This is a genomic window from Gammaproteobacteria bacterium (assembly GCA_022340215.1).
Classification (GTDB): Bacteria; Pseudomonadota; Gammaproteobacteria; order JAJDOJ01; family JAJDOJ01; genus JAJDOJ01.
Genome location: JAJDOJ010000025.1, coordinates 1 through 15,243, shown reverse-complemented (window position 1 = coordinate 15,243; position 15,243 = coordinate 1). Strand labels below are relative to the sequence as shown.

The 15,243-nt window shown below is 64.1% G+C and carries 9 protein-coding genes and 2 pseudogenes; 7 read left to right on the top strand and 4 right to left on the bottom strand.

Going from position 1 to position 15,243, the window contains the following annotated elements; genetic code table 11:
• Nucleotides 1–515 precede the first annotated feature (515 nt).
• The 4 genes from LJE91_01645 to LJE91_01630 all read right to left on the bottom strand — a co-directional run bounded on the left by LJE91_01645 (nucleotide 516) and on the right by LJE91_01630 (nucleotide 7,759).
• The gene (locus tag LJE91_01645) at nucleotides 516–3,860 is read right to left on the bottom strand and encodes an FG-GAP-like repeat-containing protein (GenBank protein MCG6867458.1); all 3,345 of its coding nucleotides are present in this window, start codon (nucleotides 3,858–3,860) and stop codon (nucleotides 516–518) included.
• A 176-nt stretch (nucleotides 3,861–4,036) separates the two neighbouring features.
• Complete coding sequence (locus tag LJE91_01640; GenBank protein ID MCG6867457.1) at nucleotides 4,037–5,752, bottom strand: tetratricopeptide repeat protein; 1,716 nt, start codon at nucleotides 5,750–5,752, stop codon at nucleotides 4,037–4,039.
• Between the two features lie 49 nt (nucleotides 5,753–5,801).
• Nucleotides 5,802–7,526 (bottom strand): CRTAC1 family protein, encoded by a 1,725-nt coding sequence (locus tag LJE91_01635; GenBank protein ID MCG6867456.1) that lies wholly within the window; start codon nucleotides 7,524–7,526, stop codon nucleotides 5,802–5,804.
• Between the two features lie 29 nt (nucleotides 7,527–7,555).
• The gene (locus tag LJE91_01630; protein ID MCG6867455.1) at nucleotides 7,556–7,759 is read right to left on the bottom strand and encodes a hypothetical protein; all 204 of its coding nucleotides are present in this window, start codon (nucleotides 7,757–7,759) and stop codon (nucleotides 7,556–7,558) included.
• 394 nt (nucleotides 7,760–8,153) lie between these two features.
• Between LJE91_01630 and LJE91_01625 the strand changes: the two genes are divergently transcribed.
• The 7 genes and pseudogenes from LJE91_01625 to menD all read left to right on the top strand — a co-directional run bounded on the left by LJE91_01625 (nucleotide 8,154) and on the right by menD (nucleotide 15,048).
• Complete coding sequence (locus LJE91_01625; protein MCG6867454.1) at nucleotides 8,154–9,794, top strand: undecaprenyl/decaprenyl-phosphate alpha-N-acetylglucosaminyl 1-phosphate transferase; 1,641 nt, start codon at nucleotides 8,154–8,156, stop codon at nucleotides 9,792–9,794.
• Nucleotides 9,795–10,180: 386 nt separating this feature from the next.
• A pseudogene (locus tag LJE91_01620) lies at nucleotides 10,181–10,273 on the top strand (pyruvate oxidoreductase subunit gamma).
• Nucleotides 10,257–10,550 (top strand): hypothetical protein, encoded by a 294-nt coding sequence (locus LJE91_01615; protein MCG6867453.1) that lies wholly within the window; start codon nucleotides 10,257–10,259, stop codon nucleotides 10,548–10,550. Before LJE91_01620 ends, LJE91_01615 begins: the two are co-directional and overlap by 17 nt.
• 100 nt (nucleotides 10,551–10,650) lie before the next feature.
• Nucleotides 10,651–10,827 (top strand): annotated as a pseudogene (locus LJE91_01610) (4Fe-4S binding protein).
• Nucleotides 10,828–11,004: 177 nt separating this feature from the next.
• Nucleotides 11,005–11,595, top strand: a complete 591-nt coding sequence (locus LJE91_01605; protein ID MCG6867452.1) for a cytidylate kinase-like family protein — start codon at nucleotides 11,005–11,007, stop codon at nucleotides 11,593–11,595.
• Nucleotides 11,596–11,880: 285 nt separating this feature from the next.
• Nucleotides 11,881–13,314, top strand: coding sequence for an isochorismate synthase (locus tag LJE91_01600; GenBank protein ID MCG6867451.1), 1,434 nt, complete (start codon nucleotides 11,881–11,883; stop codon nucleotides 13,312–13,314).
• A gap of 36 nt (nucleotides 13,315–13,350) precedes the next feature.
• Entirely contained in the window at nucleotides 13,351–15,048 is a 1,698-nt protein-coding gene (gene menD, locus LJE91_01595; protein MCG6867450.1) for a 2-succinyl-5-enolpyruvyl-6-hydroxy-3-cyclohexene-1-carboxylic-acid synthase, read from the top strand.
• The last annotated feature ends 195 nt before the right edge of the window (nucleotides 15,049–15,243 follow it).

Here is a 15,243-nt window from a genome sequence, read left to right as displayed (position 1 = left end):
GGCGACCGAGGCCATGGCGTCGCGGTCCAGGGTCTTGCTGTCTGCGAGGTCTTTGATCGTCAACATGGGGTTTCTCCTGTTTCGAACGAGTGCAAAAGGGTTCAGAGACGAATGAACGGTCAGCCGTCCATGACCTTGACTGATGCAGCATGCGTGCCAACACGATTCATTCAATCAGGAAGTAGCGTAACTGATTGAAAAAATAGAGGACAACCCTGGAGACCAGAGTGAACGAGCCCTTGCCAGTCACCGGGACGGGCGTGATGTTCGCGATCGACGAACAATGCGACGGAGAAGTGTTGGGCGCATGCATGCGACGTGGCGACGGGGCCGTTCAAAGGGGTGAAACCCCAGGTACGACGGTTCCTCCCTCATCTATCGCAGAGAGGCGGAAAAGCAGACGAGGTCTTTGCCCGCAATCCGGTCTGGCGCGCACTGCTTCCGCGCTTGGCCGAGTCCGGCCTGTTGCAGACCAGTGAGGCTAAGATCACGCGTATCGTCGGAGACCGAGGCGGTCAGCGCCCCTCCATATAGCGGGTATTGTATCGGGCGTGCAGCGTGTCCCTCGGGCCGGCCGGTTTCCCGGTATCCGGCAGTGGGCCGAGCGTGTCCCCGTCCCGGGTATAGAGGTCCATGTCCTTAGCCCATCCATTGGCTTCCAGGATGAAGTACCTGGACCAGCCGCGTTCGACCGGATCCGCGGGGACGGAGAACTCCAGATGAACCTCCTCTCCGGGTCCGATGATGGCCACCGCGTCGTCGACCTCGCTCACCAGCGCCCGCGCGGGTCCGAAGCGCGTATAGCTGCCGGCGAGGTAACGCGTGTCCCAGAAAGGGGCGCGGTCCTGGTAGTCGTACCAGGGGCGGCGCTGCGGATAGGTCGTCCGCCGCGCAAATCCGGTTCGCGCGACCCGGCCCTCGAGCAGTGGCAGGGACGAACGCCGAACGCCCGGCGGCGGTTCGGCGAATGCGACGGCGATGCGGTCCCAGTACACCTCCACGTTGGAGCGGATCCTTAAGGATGTGGTGCCGGCGGGCAGCTTGGATAAGGGGACGGACATCCGTCTGGGCATCCCCGCGGGATACCCGAATTCATGCAGGACCACCTGCCAGTCCCCGCCGGGGCCGCGCGCCTCGATGGTCGGTGGATCGAAGCGTGCGCCCGCCTGCCAGGCCGCGAAATTGGTCTGGGAGTAGGGATATTCGACCCAGCCGTCGGCGACGAGCACTGCCTTGGTCCCCGGATGTTCGAGCGGCCGGGCGAAATCCAGCGTCAGGACGTGCTCCTCGGCCAGCCGGCCGATGAACCGCTCGTCCAGCTCTCCGACGGGTGCCGCGATCCCGTCCCGATCCCGGATCGTTGCGAGTACGTCGTCACCGCGGTCGTTGGTCGCCGCCGCCGGGAGCATCTCTTCGCGGTAGAAAACCGGCTCACCCGTGGGAGCCGGTCCGCCGGTCCGCAACCGTTCGTCCAGCACCATTCGCCAACCCGGGGGTAGGTCGATGGCCACCAGTCTAGCCGCGTCGAGGTAGGCCGCCTCTTCCATGGGCTCGGCGATCTTCAACGCAAGACGGCCATCCACCGGTTTGAGCGAGCCGGCCGGCAGGAGGTAGTTCTCCCAGGGGCGAGGTTCACCGTATTCCCCCGGCCCGACCGCGTAGCCGATGCCGCCAACGCCCAGCAGGTCGCTGACGAACTCGAATCGCTCACCGTTCCAGGCGAAAAGCACGGGGCAGCTCGAGAGCTGCCGCTGCGTTTCGGTGATGGTGTGAACGGGACCGGCGCTCAGGGCGAGCTCACTCTGAAAGACGCCGTCCGACCAGTCGATCTCGACGAAGTCCGCGGCCGTCGCGCCGCCGAGTCCGATCGCCAGGGGTTGATGGCCCTGGCCCGGGCCTGAAAGCAACCGCCAGGAATCCAGCACCGCCCATCGGTCGCCACTTCGCACCGTCACCGTCGTCCCGATGCCGGAGGCGTTCGAGCGCATCGAGTTCGCCTTGTCTTCCCTGCCGCTAAAACGCATCGCCAGAAACGGATAGCGCCCGCTGCCGGGGCGCCAGAGGGAAATCCTTCCCGAAGCGGTGAGGGTGATAATCGAGTACCCGTGGTCCGGGTCGGTGAGGATGGGAGTGAGCCCCGCAAGAGGTTCTCCGGGCGCCGCATCGTGGCGGCGCCGCGCGTCTCCCGCCCCCAGGATGATCCAGCCGCCGGCGGTGGCCGCGAGGATGTCCGGGCGGCCGTCACCGTCGGCATCGAAGGCGGCGAGCTGGCCCCATGCCGGTTCCGCCACCCCGGCCGTGCCGAAGGTTCTTGGCGACCAGTGATCGTCGGCCCCGCGATCCCATTGCAGCACCGTGCCTTCGGGCGTCAGGGTGTACAGCTCCACGTAGCCATCCGCATCACGGTCGGTCGAGATCAGGGCCATCGCGGGTGTCTCTCGGAACCGATCGAACCCCGGCGCCGCATGGTAGTTCCAGAGCCTGTCGTTGAGGTAGATCTCGTGGGGCGAATTCGCGTTGAGCACGACCAGGTCGACGTCCCGGTCGTGGTCGAGGTCGACGGGCAGGACCTGCCTCGATCCGCCACCGGTGCCCGAGATGCCTTGGTCCGCCGCAATTGCCCGGAAGCTGCCGTCCCGGTTGTTGTTCAGTAATTCGTTGGGTCCGTTCGCGTTCACGACGAAGAGGTCCAGGTCGCCGTCGTGATCGGCGTCGAACATCGCGCCATCCACCGTGTCGAATTCCCCTGCCCCGGTGCCGGAGGCTTCGGTGATGTCTTCCCACTCGCCCCGATTCACCTGACGCCAGAGCCGATTCCCACCGTTTCGCAGGAGATAGACGTCGCGAAGCCCGTCGTTGTCGATGTCACCCCACACGCTCGCGTTGACGCGGTCGACGCTAGCTGGCGGGAACCCGGCAACCGCCGAGTCCTCTGCACCGCCGGGGTCTGACAACAGGGTATTGAAAGCCCCGGGATGGGTGCCGCGGCCTGCGAAAAACAGATCGACTCGGCTGTCTCCATCGACGTCCGTCGCGTTGATGCCCCGGTGCCGCGAATCGCCGGCGGCCTGCGTCAGCGGGGCGACGATATCGACCGGCGGCGAGAAAAGGGGGCCCTCCGGACGCGGCAAAGGCGGGCTTTCGGTTACCCCGAATGCCAGGGCGTCGGCCTTGGGACCCATGCGTGTGTATTTGAACTCCGCCAGACGGGCCCTGGGGTTGCCTGCCAGACGCTGGTATGCGTCGATCAGTGCCCTGGCCTCGTCCGCGCGGCGCAGGTGCCGCAACGCCTGGAAGGCGCCGTAGTAGGCGCTTCTGAGATAGGGGTCGAGCCGCAACGCATCGCGATACCGCGCGATGGCGGTCTCGTAATCTCCGGCCTGGGCGAGTGTCTGAGCGAGGTAGTAGGCGGCATAGGCGTCGTCGGGATCGCCCTCGACCACCGCCCGAAGATGGGGCAGGGCGGACTCCGGGGTGGCCAGGTAGAGTCTCAACAGACCGGCAACATACCGGGCGCGCAGCCGGGTGGGGTCGGCTGTGCCGATCCGCTCCACGATCTCCAGCGCCGCCTGCTCGTCGCCGTCGTTCTGCCGGTTCAGGGTCGCGATGGCGAGGTTTATCTGGACCTCGTCGAGTTCCGGGTGGCGCGCGGCGAGATCGGAAAACACCTTCTGCGCGCCGGCGTAGTCGAACTGGCCCATCAGGCCGACACCATGGTTGTTCGCGGCTACGAGGTCCGGATCGAGACCGCTGACCTCGGGAGAACGCTGCGTCGTTTCGTCCTTCGCAGAATGATCGTCTCGCGAACAGGCGCCGAGGGCGAGTGCCGCCAGCAATACGACAAGCAGTGGCAATCGCAAGATCGATGTTCCGGGAAAAGGGCGGCTGTGGGGCCGCGCCTGCCCTCTGTTACGCTGTGTCGCTGGCGTTGCGCTCATTTCGTCGGAGTATCCTCGAGCGGATCGGAAGGTCACGGCTCAGGAAACGCATTCCAATGCTGCATCGTAGGAAGCGAGGGCACGCGACACACCGTCAGTCAGTACGGGCTCGTCGTCGGATAGTCCCGAAATGGCCCGGAGGGGTCCAAGGGTGGCGAGTAGTAGACCGGGTCGTTCTCCTGCCAGATGTGATAGCAGCCCTTCCTGCTTCTGTAAGACTCCAGGCAGCGTTGAAGCCGGGGTGCCAGGTCGAAACGCCCGCCCTGGAGCGCCGCGGTGACGACTCGCGATTGCAAGGCTTCGGCTTCCTCGTACTGGCCTGTCTCTGCCAGGGCCATGGCCAGGACCTCGGCGTTGCCGGGACCGTCCTGTTGCTCGACCAGCGCTTCGGCCAGTTCGAGCGCACGGGGTCCGTCCCGGACGGTTTCGTCCGGGCTGCCGGCGAGCAGCCAGGCCAGCGCATAGGCGAAAAACGTGCTGTTGGGTTCGACTTCGTACGCCTCCTCGAGCAATGCGATCGCCCGGGTATGCGGTGCCCCGGCGCGCAGGACTGCCATGGCGCCCATGGCACGTGCCGTATTGTCCGAGGGGGTTGCCCGTGCGGCGGCTTCGAAGTGGCGCGCCGCGGCCTCATAGTCGCCGGTTTCCATCAGGACCATCCCCAGGAAATGATTGGCCCCGGCATGCTCCGGTTCGCTTGCAAGTGTTTTCTCGAATTTGGCAATCGCCTCATCCCGCTTCCCGTTCCCGGCCAGAAGCAGACCGTAGAAGAAGTTCGCCATCGCGTGATCCGGGTCCTTTTCAAGCGCCGCATGGAGTTCCGCGCCACCCGCATCCTTCCGACCTTCCAGATATAGCGCCCGGGCGTAGCTCACCCGGACATCGATGTTGTCGGGATCCGCCGCCGCCGCATCTCCGAAGGCCTTGGCCGCGATGTCGTAGCGTCCCTCCTGAATTCCTACCAGACCCCGGTGAAACTGAGTGCGTTCGCCGGTCAACAGGGCGTCCAGGTGGTCCGTGACGGGGTCCGGGATCTTTGGCTTGCCGTCTCCGTACTGGGACAGTGCTCGCCGCGCGCCTTCGACGTCTCCCAGACCCCGATAGGCGATTCCCAGGGGAGCGAAGGTGCGCGAGGCATGGGGCTGCAGTTCCAGCGCCCGTTCCAGGAGCCCGGCCGCACGTTCATAGTCCCTTTCCTGCAGGGCCATCCGGCCGAGGCCGAAGTCGACCGCCGCCTCCATGCCGGGGGTCTTGAAGGGTTCTTCGAGCAGCGGCCGCGCGCTGTCCGTCTGATTGTCGTCGATGTATGTCAGGGCCAGACGCAAGCGGGCTTGCTCGTGGCCAGGGTCAAGCTCCAGCACCCGGTTGTAGTAGCGGATCGCATCAGCGGAGCGCGTGGTCTGCTCGGCCAGCCAGGCTCGCAGATAAAGCCAACGGGGATTCCCGGGATCCAGCCTGCTGGCGTTCGCATACGCGGGGTCGGCGGGGATGTAGACGTGGTGGGCGTGATACAACTCGCCTAGCCGTCCCCAGGCCGCCGCGAGCTTGCCCGTATCGGATTCCTTGCCGGTGAGCGTGGCGAGGCTCTCGCGAGTCTCTTCGAGTGTCCGTCTGACCGCCTCCTCGGTCTTCGACAGGTCGGGCACGGGCAACGCCGCCAGTCGATACGTATTCTCGCCCTTCGTGATCGTAACGGGATTCGTAAGCGGTACTGCCCCGGGTGTCGATCCGGCCCAGGCCGTTGCCGGCAGGTTCACGAGAAGTAGCGCCGCGAGTGCCCAGGCCGGTCGGATCTCCGACGCCGAAGCGGTCATTCCGTCATGTCCGGGTATCGCCCGTATTCTGCGATTTCCTGTCATTTCATCAATCCGGTTTCTTCGGGGCTTTTTCCTGCTCCGGCGTTTGTCCCTCTCCCTCGGTGAGGGTATGAAAGCGGCCGGGATCCAGCTCCCGCCAGGTTTCGGTCCGCCCACTCGGCCAGCGTACGGTGATGCGCTCGATCACCGGGTCCTCCCCCAGTCCTACGAGCACGCGGGGCGAGTTTGCCGATGCGTAACTTCCATCCGTCCTGACCCGGCGGCGCAGCGGTTTCGATTGCTTCCTGGTAACCTCGATACTCGCACCGATGGCGTCCCGTCCCCGTGAATCCAGCAGTCGGAACCCGATCCAGGGATTACCGTTGCCGACGTTGTTGATCAGCAGCCGGACCGGCCCGTTGCTGTTGGCGACCACGACGTCGAGGTCCCCGTCGTTATCGATGTCGCCCATCGCCGCGCCGCGGCTGACCTCGGAGAGCCCGAAGACCTCCCCGGCACTTTCCGTGACCTCCTCGAACTTCCCGGTGCCGAGGCTGCGGAACAACTGATTGGGCTGGTGCAACGGGTACGTGTCCCCCGACCGGGCGAGGATCGGCATCACCCGCACCTCGCCATTGGCGATAAACAGGTCCAGCCAGCCGTCGTTATCGTAGTCGAACCAGATCGTACCGAAGGAGGTAAATCCCTTGCTCGGGGCGCCGAGGCCGGTCGCCGGGGTACGGTCCTCAAACCAGCCCTGGCCGTCGTTCACGTAGATCGTGTTGGTTTCACCGAGGAGGTGAGTCATGAACAGGTCCTCGTCGCCGTCCCCGTCGAAGTCCGCCGCGTCGACACCCATGCTTGCTTCGGGGGCCCCCTCCATGTTCACCGCCACACCAGCCAGAAAGGCATCGTCCTTGAAAGTTCCGTCCTTCTGGTTGACCCACAGCAGGTTCGGCCGGCCATCGTTGGCGACGTAGATATCGGTCCAGCCGTCACCGTTGAAGTCCACAGCGACGACGCCCAGCCCAGGGCTAGTCGCCTTGTCGATGCCGGCGCTGACGGTAGCATCCTCGAAGCTGCCGTCGCCCCGATTGCGGTAGAGCCGGTCGCCCAGCGCTTCGTAGAACTGCGGCGAGCAGTAGTCCCGCGCCCCATTCAGCGCGAAACACGCCTTGTTCTTCTCGGGGGCGAACTGCACATAGTTGCCGATATAGAGGTCGAGATGGCCGTCCCGGTCGTAGTCCAGGAATGCGGCGCTCACGCCCCAGCTCTCACCCGCGAGCCCAGCCGAGGCCGTGACGTCGGCGAACTTGCCGTCGCCGAGATTTCGCAGGAGTCGGTTCTGCCCGTAGTTGGTGACGAACAGATCGGTGTTTCCGTCGTTGTCGTAGTCCGCGGCCGCGACACCCATCCCATAGTCCCGCACGTCCAGCCCCGCTTCACGGGTCACGTCGGTGAAATGCAGCCTTCGCGTCCCGTCCTGGTCCACGACGAGATCGTTGCGAAACAGCCGGTCGTTCAGCTCAAGGCCCTCGGGAGGCGGGTACAGGGCATCCGCATGGGTCTTGGCCGTGCCCAGCATCGTTCCCTGTGTCAGGTAGACGTCGAGGTCACCGTCGTTGTCGTAGTCGAACAGCGCCACGCCGCCGCCGATGTTTTCGACGAAGTAGAACTCGCCTGTCATCCCGTTGAAGTACTCGAATTCGAGGCCCGTTTCGGCCGCGAGGTCCTCGAATGCCTGTGTGGCCGCGATGGCCATCGCCGGTTGTAGCATGGCGATGATCGCCATTGCCCCCCTCGAATGAAACCTGCCGTGTTTCAACTCGTCCTGCCTCCCTGATCCGTTTCCTGCGTGATATGCTGAGTCTGTTTCGCCTCGATCCCGGCCTCGAGTCTCCGGCCGGGTCTGTTGACCCAAAGCATGGTACCGCCGGCCAGCAGCAGGATCGACAGGAGTGAACGCCGGAAGACACGCGCGATAATCGAGCTGCTGGCGCTGTCGGCTTCGGCTGGCTGGGACATTTGTACTTCCCTGCGGTCGCCGCAAGGGCGGACCCCGATCGATGTTGCGAATTCCGGCAGCGATGTTGCTTGAGGCCAAAGCGATCAGAATTTACTTATATTATTAAGGACCCAAAGGGCGAATTCGTCAAGACATCGTGGAGGTGTCCTGAGGTTCTTTTTGATATTTTGACCCCTTCGGTTTATTGTCGATGCGACTTCTTGCGAGCAGGGACCCGCAAGCCGTCGACGGGCCCGGACCTTGCCGGTCCATGAATCCGAAGAAGCATGAATCCGAAGAAGAACGAATGCACCTTACACGGCGTTTGACCCATACAGAACCCCGGACCGGCATTGTTTCGACCGCCTCCGTCAGGGCGGCTTCCCGGCTGCGGATCTGCGGCTTGCTCGTTCTATGAGCTATGTACTCATCGTTTTCGGGGCGATGTCGATCAGCCTGGCGGTCGTCCCCCTGATGGTGCGTCTCGCCCCGAGACTGGGGATGATCGACAAACCCGACCCGAGAAAGGTCCACGTGACGCCAATCGCTCGGGTTGGCGGATGGGGGATCTTCCTTGGTGCGTTCCTGCCGATCCTCTATGTTGCGGGTGACAATTCGCTGGTCCATGCCTATATCATCGGCGCTGTCGTCCTGTTCGTGTTCGGAACCTGGGACGATCGCAGGGAGGTGGGGCACTGGGCCAAGTTTATCGGTCAGTTCGTCGCGGTCGGGATCCTTGTGGGTTACGGTGGGCTCTATGTAACCTCATTGCCGTTTATCGGCGTGGACGACCTGTCTCCAGCCATCGGAATTCCCTTCACCGTCATCGCCATGGTTGGTGTGATCAACGCCCTCAATCATTCCGACGGGCTCGACGGGCTGGCGGCCGGGGAGTCGCTGCTCAGTATCGGTGCCATGGGGCTCCTGTGCTGGATCGCGGGCGGACACCTGGCCCTGGTCATCGCGTTCGCGGCGATCGGCGGGATATTGGGATTCCTGCGTTACAACACCCATCCCGCAACGGTATTCATGGGGGATGGCGGCAGTCAGTTTCTCGGCTATACGGTGGGATTTCTGGCGGTGCTGCTGACCCAGCGTCTGGATCCGTCCATCAATTCCGCCGCGGTGCTGCTGCTGATCGGTCTGCCCGTCGTGGATATCCTGGTGGTGCTGAAGAAGCGTATCCAGGGTGGCGGGAGCTGGTTCCTCGCCACGCGCAATCACGTGCACCACCGGTTGCTGGACCTGGGCTTTGCGCACCAGGAATCGGTCGTAATCATCTACTCGGTGCAGACCCTGCTGGTCGCGAGCGGAATGCTGCTGCGCCATCAGAACGAATGGCTCATCCTCGCCTGTTACGTGGCGGTGCTGGCGTCGTTGTTCATCCCCCTCAACCTGGCTGAACGGTCCGGATGGCGCGCCGACACGGACAAAGACGCGGAAAACGTCCACAACACGCTCGCGCGGGCGCGCCGCATGGTGCTGGTCGTCGCGCCCCGGCGCTATCTGGATTTCGCCGTCCCTGCGTACCTGATCTTCGGCAGCTTTCTGGTGCAGGAGGTTCCCGTCGACGTTGCGCTGGGTGCGGCGCTGGTCTTCGTCCTGTTGCTGATTGAGCCCTTGTTCGCCGGCACGACGCGATCGGTATTGCTACGTTCCCTGATTTTCGTGCTGGCGTCGGTGGTGGTATTTTTGCAGCTCGACTTTCCGAGATTCGTGTCCTTATGGCTGCCGGAGTTCAAGGCCGTCTACTTCTTTCTCATGGCCCTGAGCGTGGCGGTAGCCGTGCGCTTCAATCCGGGCCGGCGACGCGTCGAGTTTCAGACGACCGCGATGGACTACCTGATGGTGTTTATCATGGTGACCGGGCTGGTGTACTCGCTTATTTTCGGCGGATACCGGACCACGGGGGTGTTGATCGTCAAGCTGATCGTGCTCTGGTACGCCTGCGAGCTGCTCGTCATCGAGAAGCGGGAACGCTGGAACGTCCTGACCGTATCCGCGCTGGCGGCGGCCGGTATCCTCTCGGTCAAGGGACTATTGCCCCACCTCTGATTCGTTCGGGGCCTTACATTCGCGGGTCGGGGAATAGCGCCGGGCTGGCCGCGCGCCTCGTGTCGGCCGTCAGACCCGGGGCGCCGGACCGCCGAAGGTCATGCACTACGACAGACTGGGCTGCATGATTCGCCGCCGGGTTTGCGCGCCGCGATGCATCGCGGCCTCCCGTTCCCTGGCGCTGTCGTTCGGTTTGTATTTCAGGTGCAGCGCGCGATGTTCCTCGGCCCCGGCCCAGGTCCTCGACCCGGGAGAAGGCCAGTTCGGCCTGGCGCATATGCCGGGACCGGCGGCGCCTACGCGTACCTCGGATTTGTTAAACTCGCCCGGAGGTGAATTCGCCTGGACGCTTGCCGTGCGAGTGCCAGGAGCCGATGAGAGGAACCATGATCGAGATTCGCATACACGGCCGCGTTGGGCAGGGGAACATGGTCGCGGCGTACCTGCTGGCGACGGCGGCAATTGGCGAGGGACGGTTCGGAACCGGTCGCGTTTCCCTGTCTGAATACGAACTATTTCGAGCGTGTGCCGCGTCCCCGGGAACCGGTCCTGCCCGTGGCCGAGCGGACCGGATGCGAGGAGATCGAGCAGGGTCTCGGTAAGGCGATTGCCGGAAAATGGCGTACCAGATTGCGCCGGGTGAACTGCGAAGCAGTGAACGGCTTGGGCAGGAAGCCCAAGACCGGTGCCCAAGCAAAGCAGGGACAGCGCCGCGCCGGGATCGTTCGTCATCAAGGCGCGACAACAGGCGCATAGTCGATCTATGTCACTGCTGTCGCAACACAGAGGACGGACGAAAAGACAAGCAGGATGGTATGTCATTTGACAGAAATCGCCTAAGTCGCAGGTGCACGGCGAGGGGCGCCGTTGTTTCTCCTGCGGAAACTGTCTTGCGTGCGACAACTGCTGGACGCTCTGCCCGGACGTTGCCGTGTTGAAGACGCAGTAAGTGGCCGAGGAAGGAAGCCACTACGTCTTCGACTACGACTACTGCAAGGGCTGCGGGATCTGTGCGCACGAATGCCCCTGTGGATTATCGACATGGAAGAAGAGCGTTGAGAAGGCTGCCTCAAGGGGCAATGGTTTGCCGGATCTGTGGTCCGACCGCATTGTCGTGACGATCGACAGCCACGCGATCATTCAGGCCCTGGTCAACGCGGAGCTGCTGTTTGCGCACGAGCGGCACGGGCCGGCAGATCGCAGGCGGTATGTGGTGACCGTATCGCGGGATTGTGGATCTCAGGGCAAGGCGGTTGCCTGCAGTCTGGCGGAGAAGCTCAACGTGCGTTGCTTCGACAGGTCGCTGGTCGAGGAGGTAGCGAAGGCGATCGGCGTCGAGCCCTACCTGCTGAAACGGCTCGACGAAAACGTGCAGGGTCTGCGCACCAACTGGCTGGAAAGGCTCGTCACGCGCAAGAGCGAGTTCAGCCAGACGTACCGCAAGACCCTGTTCGCCGTGATTCTGGGCATTGGCCGCTGCGGCGGCGTCATCGTCGGAAGGGGCGCGAATTTCATCCTGGAGGGAACCGAGGCATGCCGGGTGCGTATCGTCGCCCCCTTTGATATCAGGGTGCGCAACTACGTCAGGCGACACGGGTTGGACGAGGAGATGGGGCGTCGTCGGGTCGCGGAAATCGACGTGCAGCGTGCCGGATACACGCAATCCCTCTTCGGCAGGGACATCAACGACCCCGTTGCCTACGACATGGTTCTGAATTCCTCGCGACTCGCACCGCAGGTCATGGTTGAAATCATCGCCTCTGCGCTTCCACATTTGACCGAGTTACCGCAGGGATCTTAGGCGATTGCCGGAAAATGGCATACCAGATTGCGCCGGGTGAACTGCGAAGCAGTGAACGGCTTGGGCAGGAAGCCCAAGACCGGTGCCCAAGCAAAGCAGGGACAGCGCCGCGCCGGGATCGTTCGTCATCCAGGCGCGACATCAGGCGCATAGTCGAACTATGTCACTGTTGTCGCAACACAGAGGACGGACGAAAAGACAAGCAGGATGGTATGTCATTTGACAGAAATCGCCTTAGTCAGGGGTTTCATGTCTCCTGGATGAGGGGATGGTGATTTGTTCAAGATGACAGCTCACGCGATCGGGGTAACCCGCGTTCTGGCGGATCTGGAGCAGCATCTGGACGCGTTCCTCGGTTCTGTTGCCGGCATCGGCCAAACCAAGGGGCTTGTCAGTCTGACATTGCCCTCACCGCGAATCCCGGTCCACCGAATGCCCGCGGTCGAGGAGGGGGCACTGTTCTGGGCCCATCCCGAGGAAGGGTGCGTGAGGCTCGGGCTCGGTCGTGCCTTCGTGCGCGAGGCAACCGGTGACGATCGTATCGAACAACTGGACGCCACGCTGAAGCGACTGTCGCAGCGGTGGTACCACCGCTGCGACAGTCACACCGCGCTGTCGCCGCGCGCCTTCACCGGGTTCGCGTTTGATCCCGGCGACCCGATGCAATCACGCTGGACGGGATTTCCCAACGCGATACTGACCGTCCCTTCGTTGCTTTACGAGACTCGGGGTGACGCCTGCGCAGTCACGTTTACGGGCGAAGCCACGCGTGCCGTCGGGGAAGCCGACCGATTGCGCAGGGAGTGGATGCGCTACGCGGCGACGCTGTTCGACGGTCCCCCGACCGTACGCGAGTCCGGCGATTCGAAGTCCGCTCTGCAAGTTGTGTCGGGACTCGATCGACGCGTCTGGGAGGACAGGGTTTCGGAAGCGGTGGCGGCAATCCGCGCGGGAACGTTCGACAAGGTCGTTCTGTCCCGTCGCGCCCGCGTCGAGGGCCGGGGAATCCGCGTCACACCCGAAATCCTGGAGGGCCTTGCGAGACCGAATCCAGGGCGGGTGCAGTTTGCGGTGACGATGGGAGGTTCGACCCTGTTCGGCAGTTCTCCCGAGCATCTCGTTTCCTTTCGTGGCGGGACCGTCTGGAGTGACGCGGTGGCGGGAACGCGGTTGTTCCCGGCGAAAACCGCCGCGCAGGACCGCATCAGCGCATTTGCCCAGGACGCGAAATCCCGGTGGGAGCAGGCGCTGGTGGTCGACGCCATCGCCGAGGCGCTGCGATCCTGCTGTCGAGACGTCCACCACGCACCTGAACCCTCTGTCGTGCGTTTCGCGCGGATGGGACACCTGTGGACCCGGATCGCGGGGAAGCCGCGCAACGGTGTTTCCCTGCTGGAACTCGCGTCGGCGCTGCATCCCACGCCGGCAGTGGGGGGGTCGCCGAGTCGCCCGGCGATCGATTGGTTGGAGCGGCATGGAGAGGAGTCGCGCGGCTGGTATACGGGGGCGATCGGCTGGATCGATCCCGCGGGGTGCGGGACGCTGTCGGTGGTGCTGCGCTGCGCCCTTGTGCAGGGATCGGCGGCGGACATCTTCGCCGGTGCTGGGATCGTGGAGGGTTCGGAACCGGGGGCGGAGTTCGAGGAAACGCAGTGGAAGCTGCGTTCGATGCTCGAGGTCCTGGGCGTGACCGACGTCGAACCTGCCAAAGGTGCGTAGTCGGGCGGGTTTCGTCGTGTCGTTCGAGCCGCTCTGATGGACATCGGCAGGCTGAACCTAGAGTGGGCTATCGAGCTGATCTCCGCGTTCGCCAAATCGGGGGTCGCCGGGTGGGTCATCTCCCCGGGATCGCGTTCGACACCGCTCGCCCTGGCCTGCCGGCATCTCCAGGGACTGAAGACCGCGGTGTCGCCGGACGAGCGGTCGGCCGCTTTCTGTGCCCTAGGGATGGCCAGGGCGTTCGGCGGACCGGCGGGAGTGATCGCGACCTCGGGGTCCGCACCCGCAAACTGGTATCCCGCCGTGATCGAGGCCTCACTGGACCTCGTGCCACTGGTCCTGCTATCTGCGGACCGTCCCGTTGAACTGCAAGGCTGCGGTGCCAACCAGACCATCGACCAGGGTCGGATGTTCGGCACGCACGTTCGCGGGTATGTACAGTTGCCGCATGCGGATCCGGCGCCGGCGATGTTTCGCCGTCTGCGTTTCGACGCGGCACGCGCGACGGACCTCAGTCGCTGGCCTCTTCCGGGCCCGGTGCACGTCAATGTACCGCTCAGGGAGCCGCTGCTCGCGGATGGCGGCGCGCCTCAGATCGGCCTCCGGGTAGCAACCGAGCCGCCCACCGTGACTGGCCGTCCGAGTCTCGTGTCCGCGCCCACCGCGATCTCCGGGATCAGTGACGCGCTTGGCGGTAAAGCTGGGCTCATCGTTTGCGGCAGGGGGCGTTTCGGGGACCGATTCGCGGGCGAGATAGTCGCACTCGGTGACAGACTGCACTGTCCCGTGTTGGCCGACCCGCTGTCCGGGCTGCGTTTCGGGGCAGATCGATCCAGGCGCCTCGTTACCCACTACGACACCTTTCTTCGCGGGCCCGGGTTTGGCGGGGGCTCGCGTCCGGAGTGGGTCCTCAGATTCGGTGGTGCGCCCGTGTCCCGCGCGCTGGAGCGCTATCTCCAGGAGGCGGGAGATGCGGCGCACATTCTCGTATCGCCCTGCGGCGACTGGCCGGACCCCACCCTGAGCGTAACGCAGGTGTTACACGCGGATCCGTCCGAGATCTGTGCGGCCCTTCGCGAGGCAGCGCCACCACCCGGCCCCGTCGAATGGGAAGCCCGGTTCCACGAGGCGGAGCGCCGGGAGCGTGAACGTCTGGGAGGCGACCGTTCCCTGCCGGTGGAGGCGCAGGTGATTCGCGGGGTACTTTCCGCATTGCCGGAAGGGGCCCGGGTTTTCTGCGGGAACTCCACCGTTATCCGCGACGTCGACAGCTTTTCCGGCGCGTTGCCACACCGGCTGGAGCTGGCGGGAAACCGGGGCGCCAGCGGGATCGACGGAAACGTGTCCACCGCCGCGGGCATGGCGGTGGGCGCCGGTTCGCCCGTCGTGGGGCTGCTCGGCGACCTGGCGCTGTACCATGACATGAACGGGTTACTCCTGGCGAGGGAACGCGATGTCACCCTGGTGGTTTTCAACAACGGTGGCGGCGCCATATTTTCCTATCTGCCTCAGGCGGATCTCCCGGAGTTCGAACGATTCTGGTTGACGCCCACCGGCCTGGATATGGAGAAGATCGCCTCGCTATACGGCATCGGCTACAGTCGTGTGGACGATGCGGTCGGTTTCGGCGAGGCATTTTCCCGGTCGATCTCCCTGCCCGGCGCGAACCTGATCGAGGTCGTGATCGATCGACGTGAGAGCGTGCGGCGCCACCGCGAGTTCTGGTCTACTTAGGCGATTTCTGTCAAATGACATACCATCCTGCTTGTCTTTTCGTCCGTCCTCTGTGTTGCGACAACAGTGACATAGTTCGACTATGCGCCTGATGTCGCGCCTTGATGACGAACGATCCCGGCGCGGCGCTGTCCCTGCTTTGCTTGGGCACCGGTCTTGGGCTTCCTGCCCAAGCCGTTCACTGCTTCGCAGTTC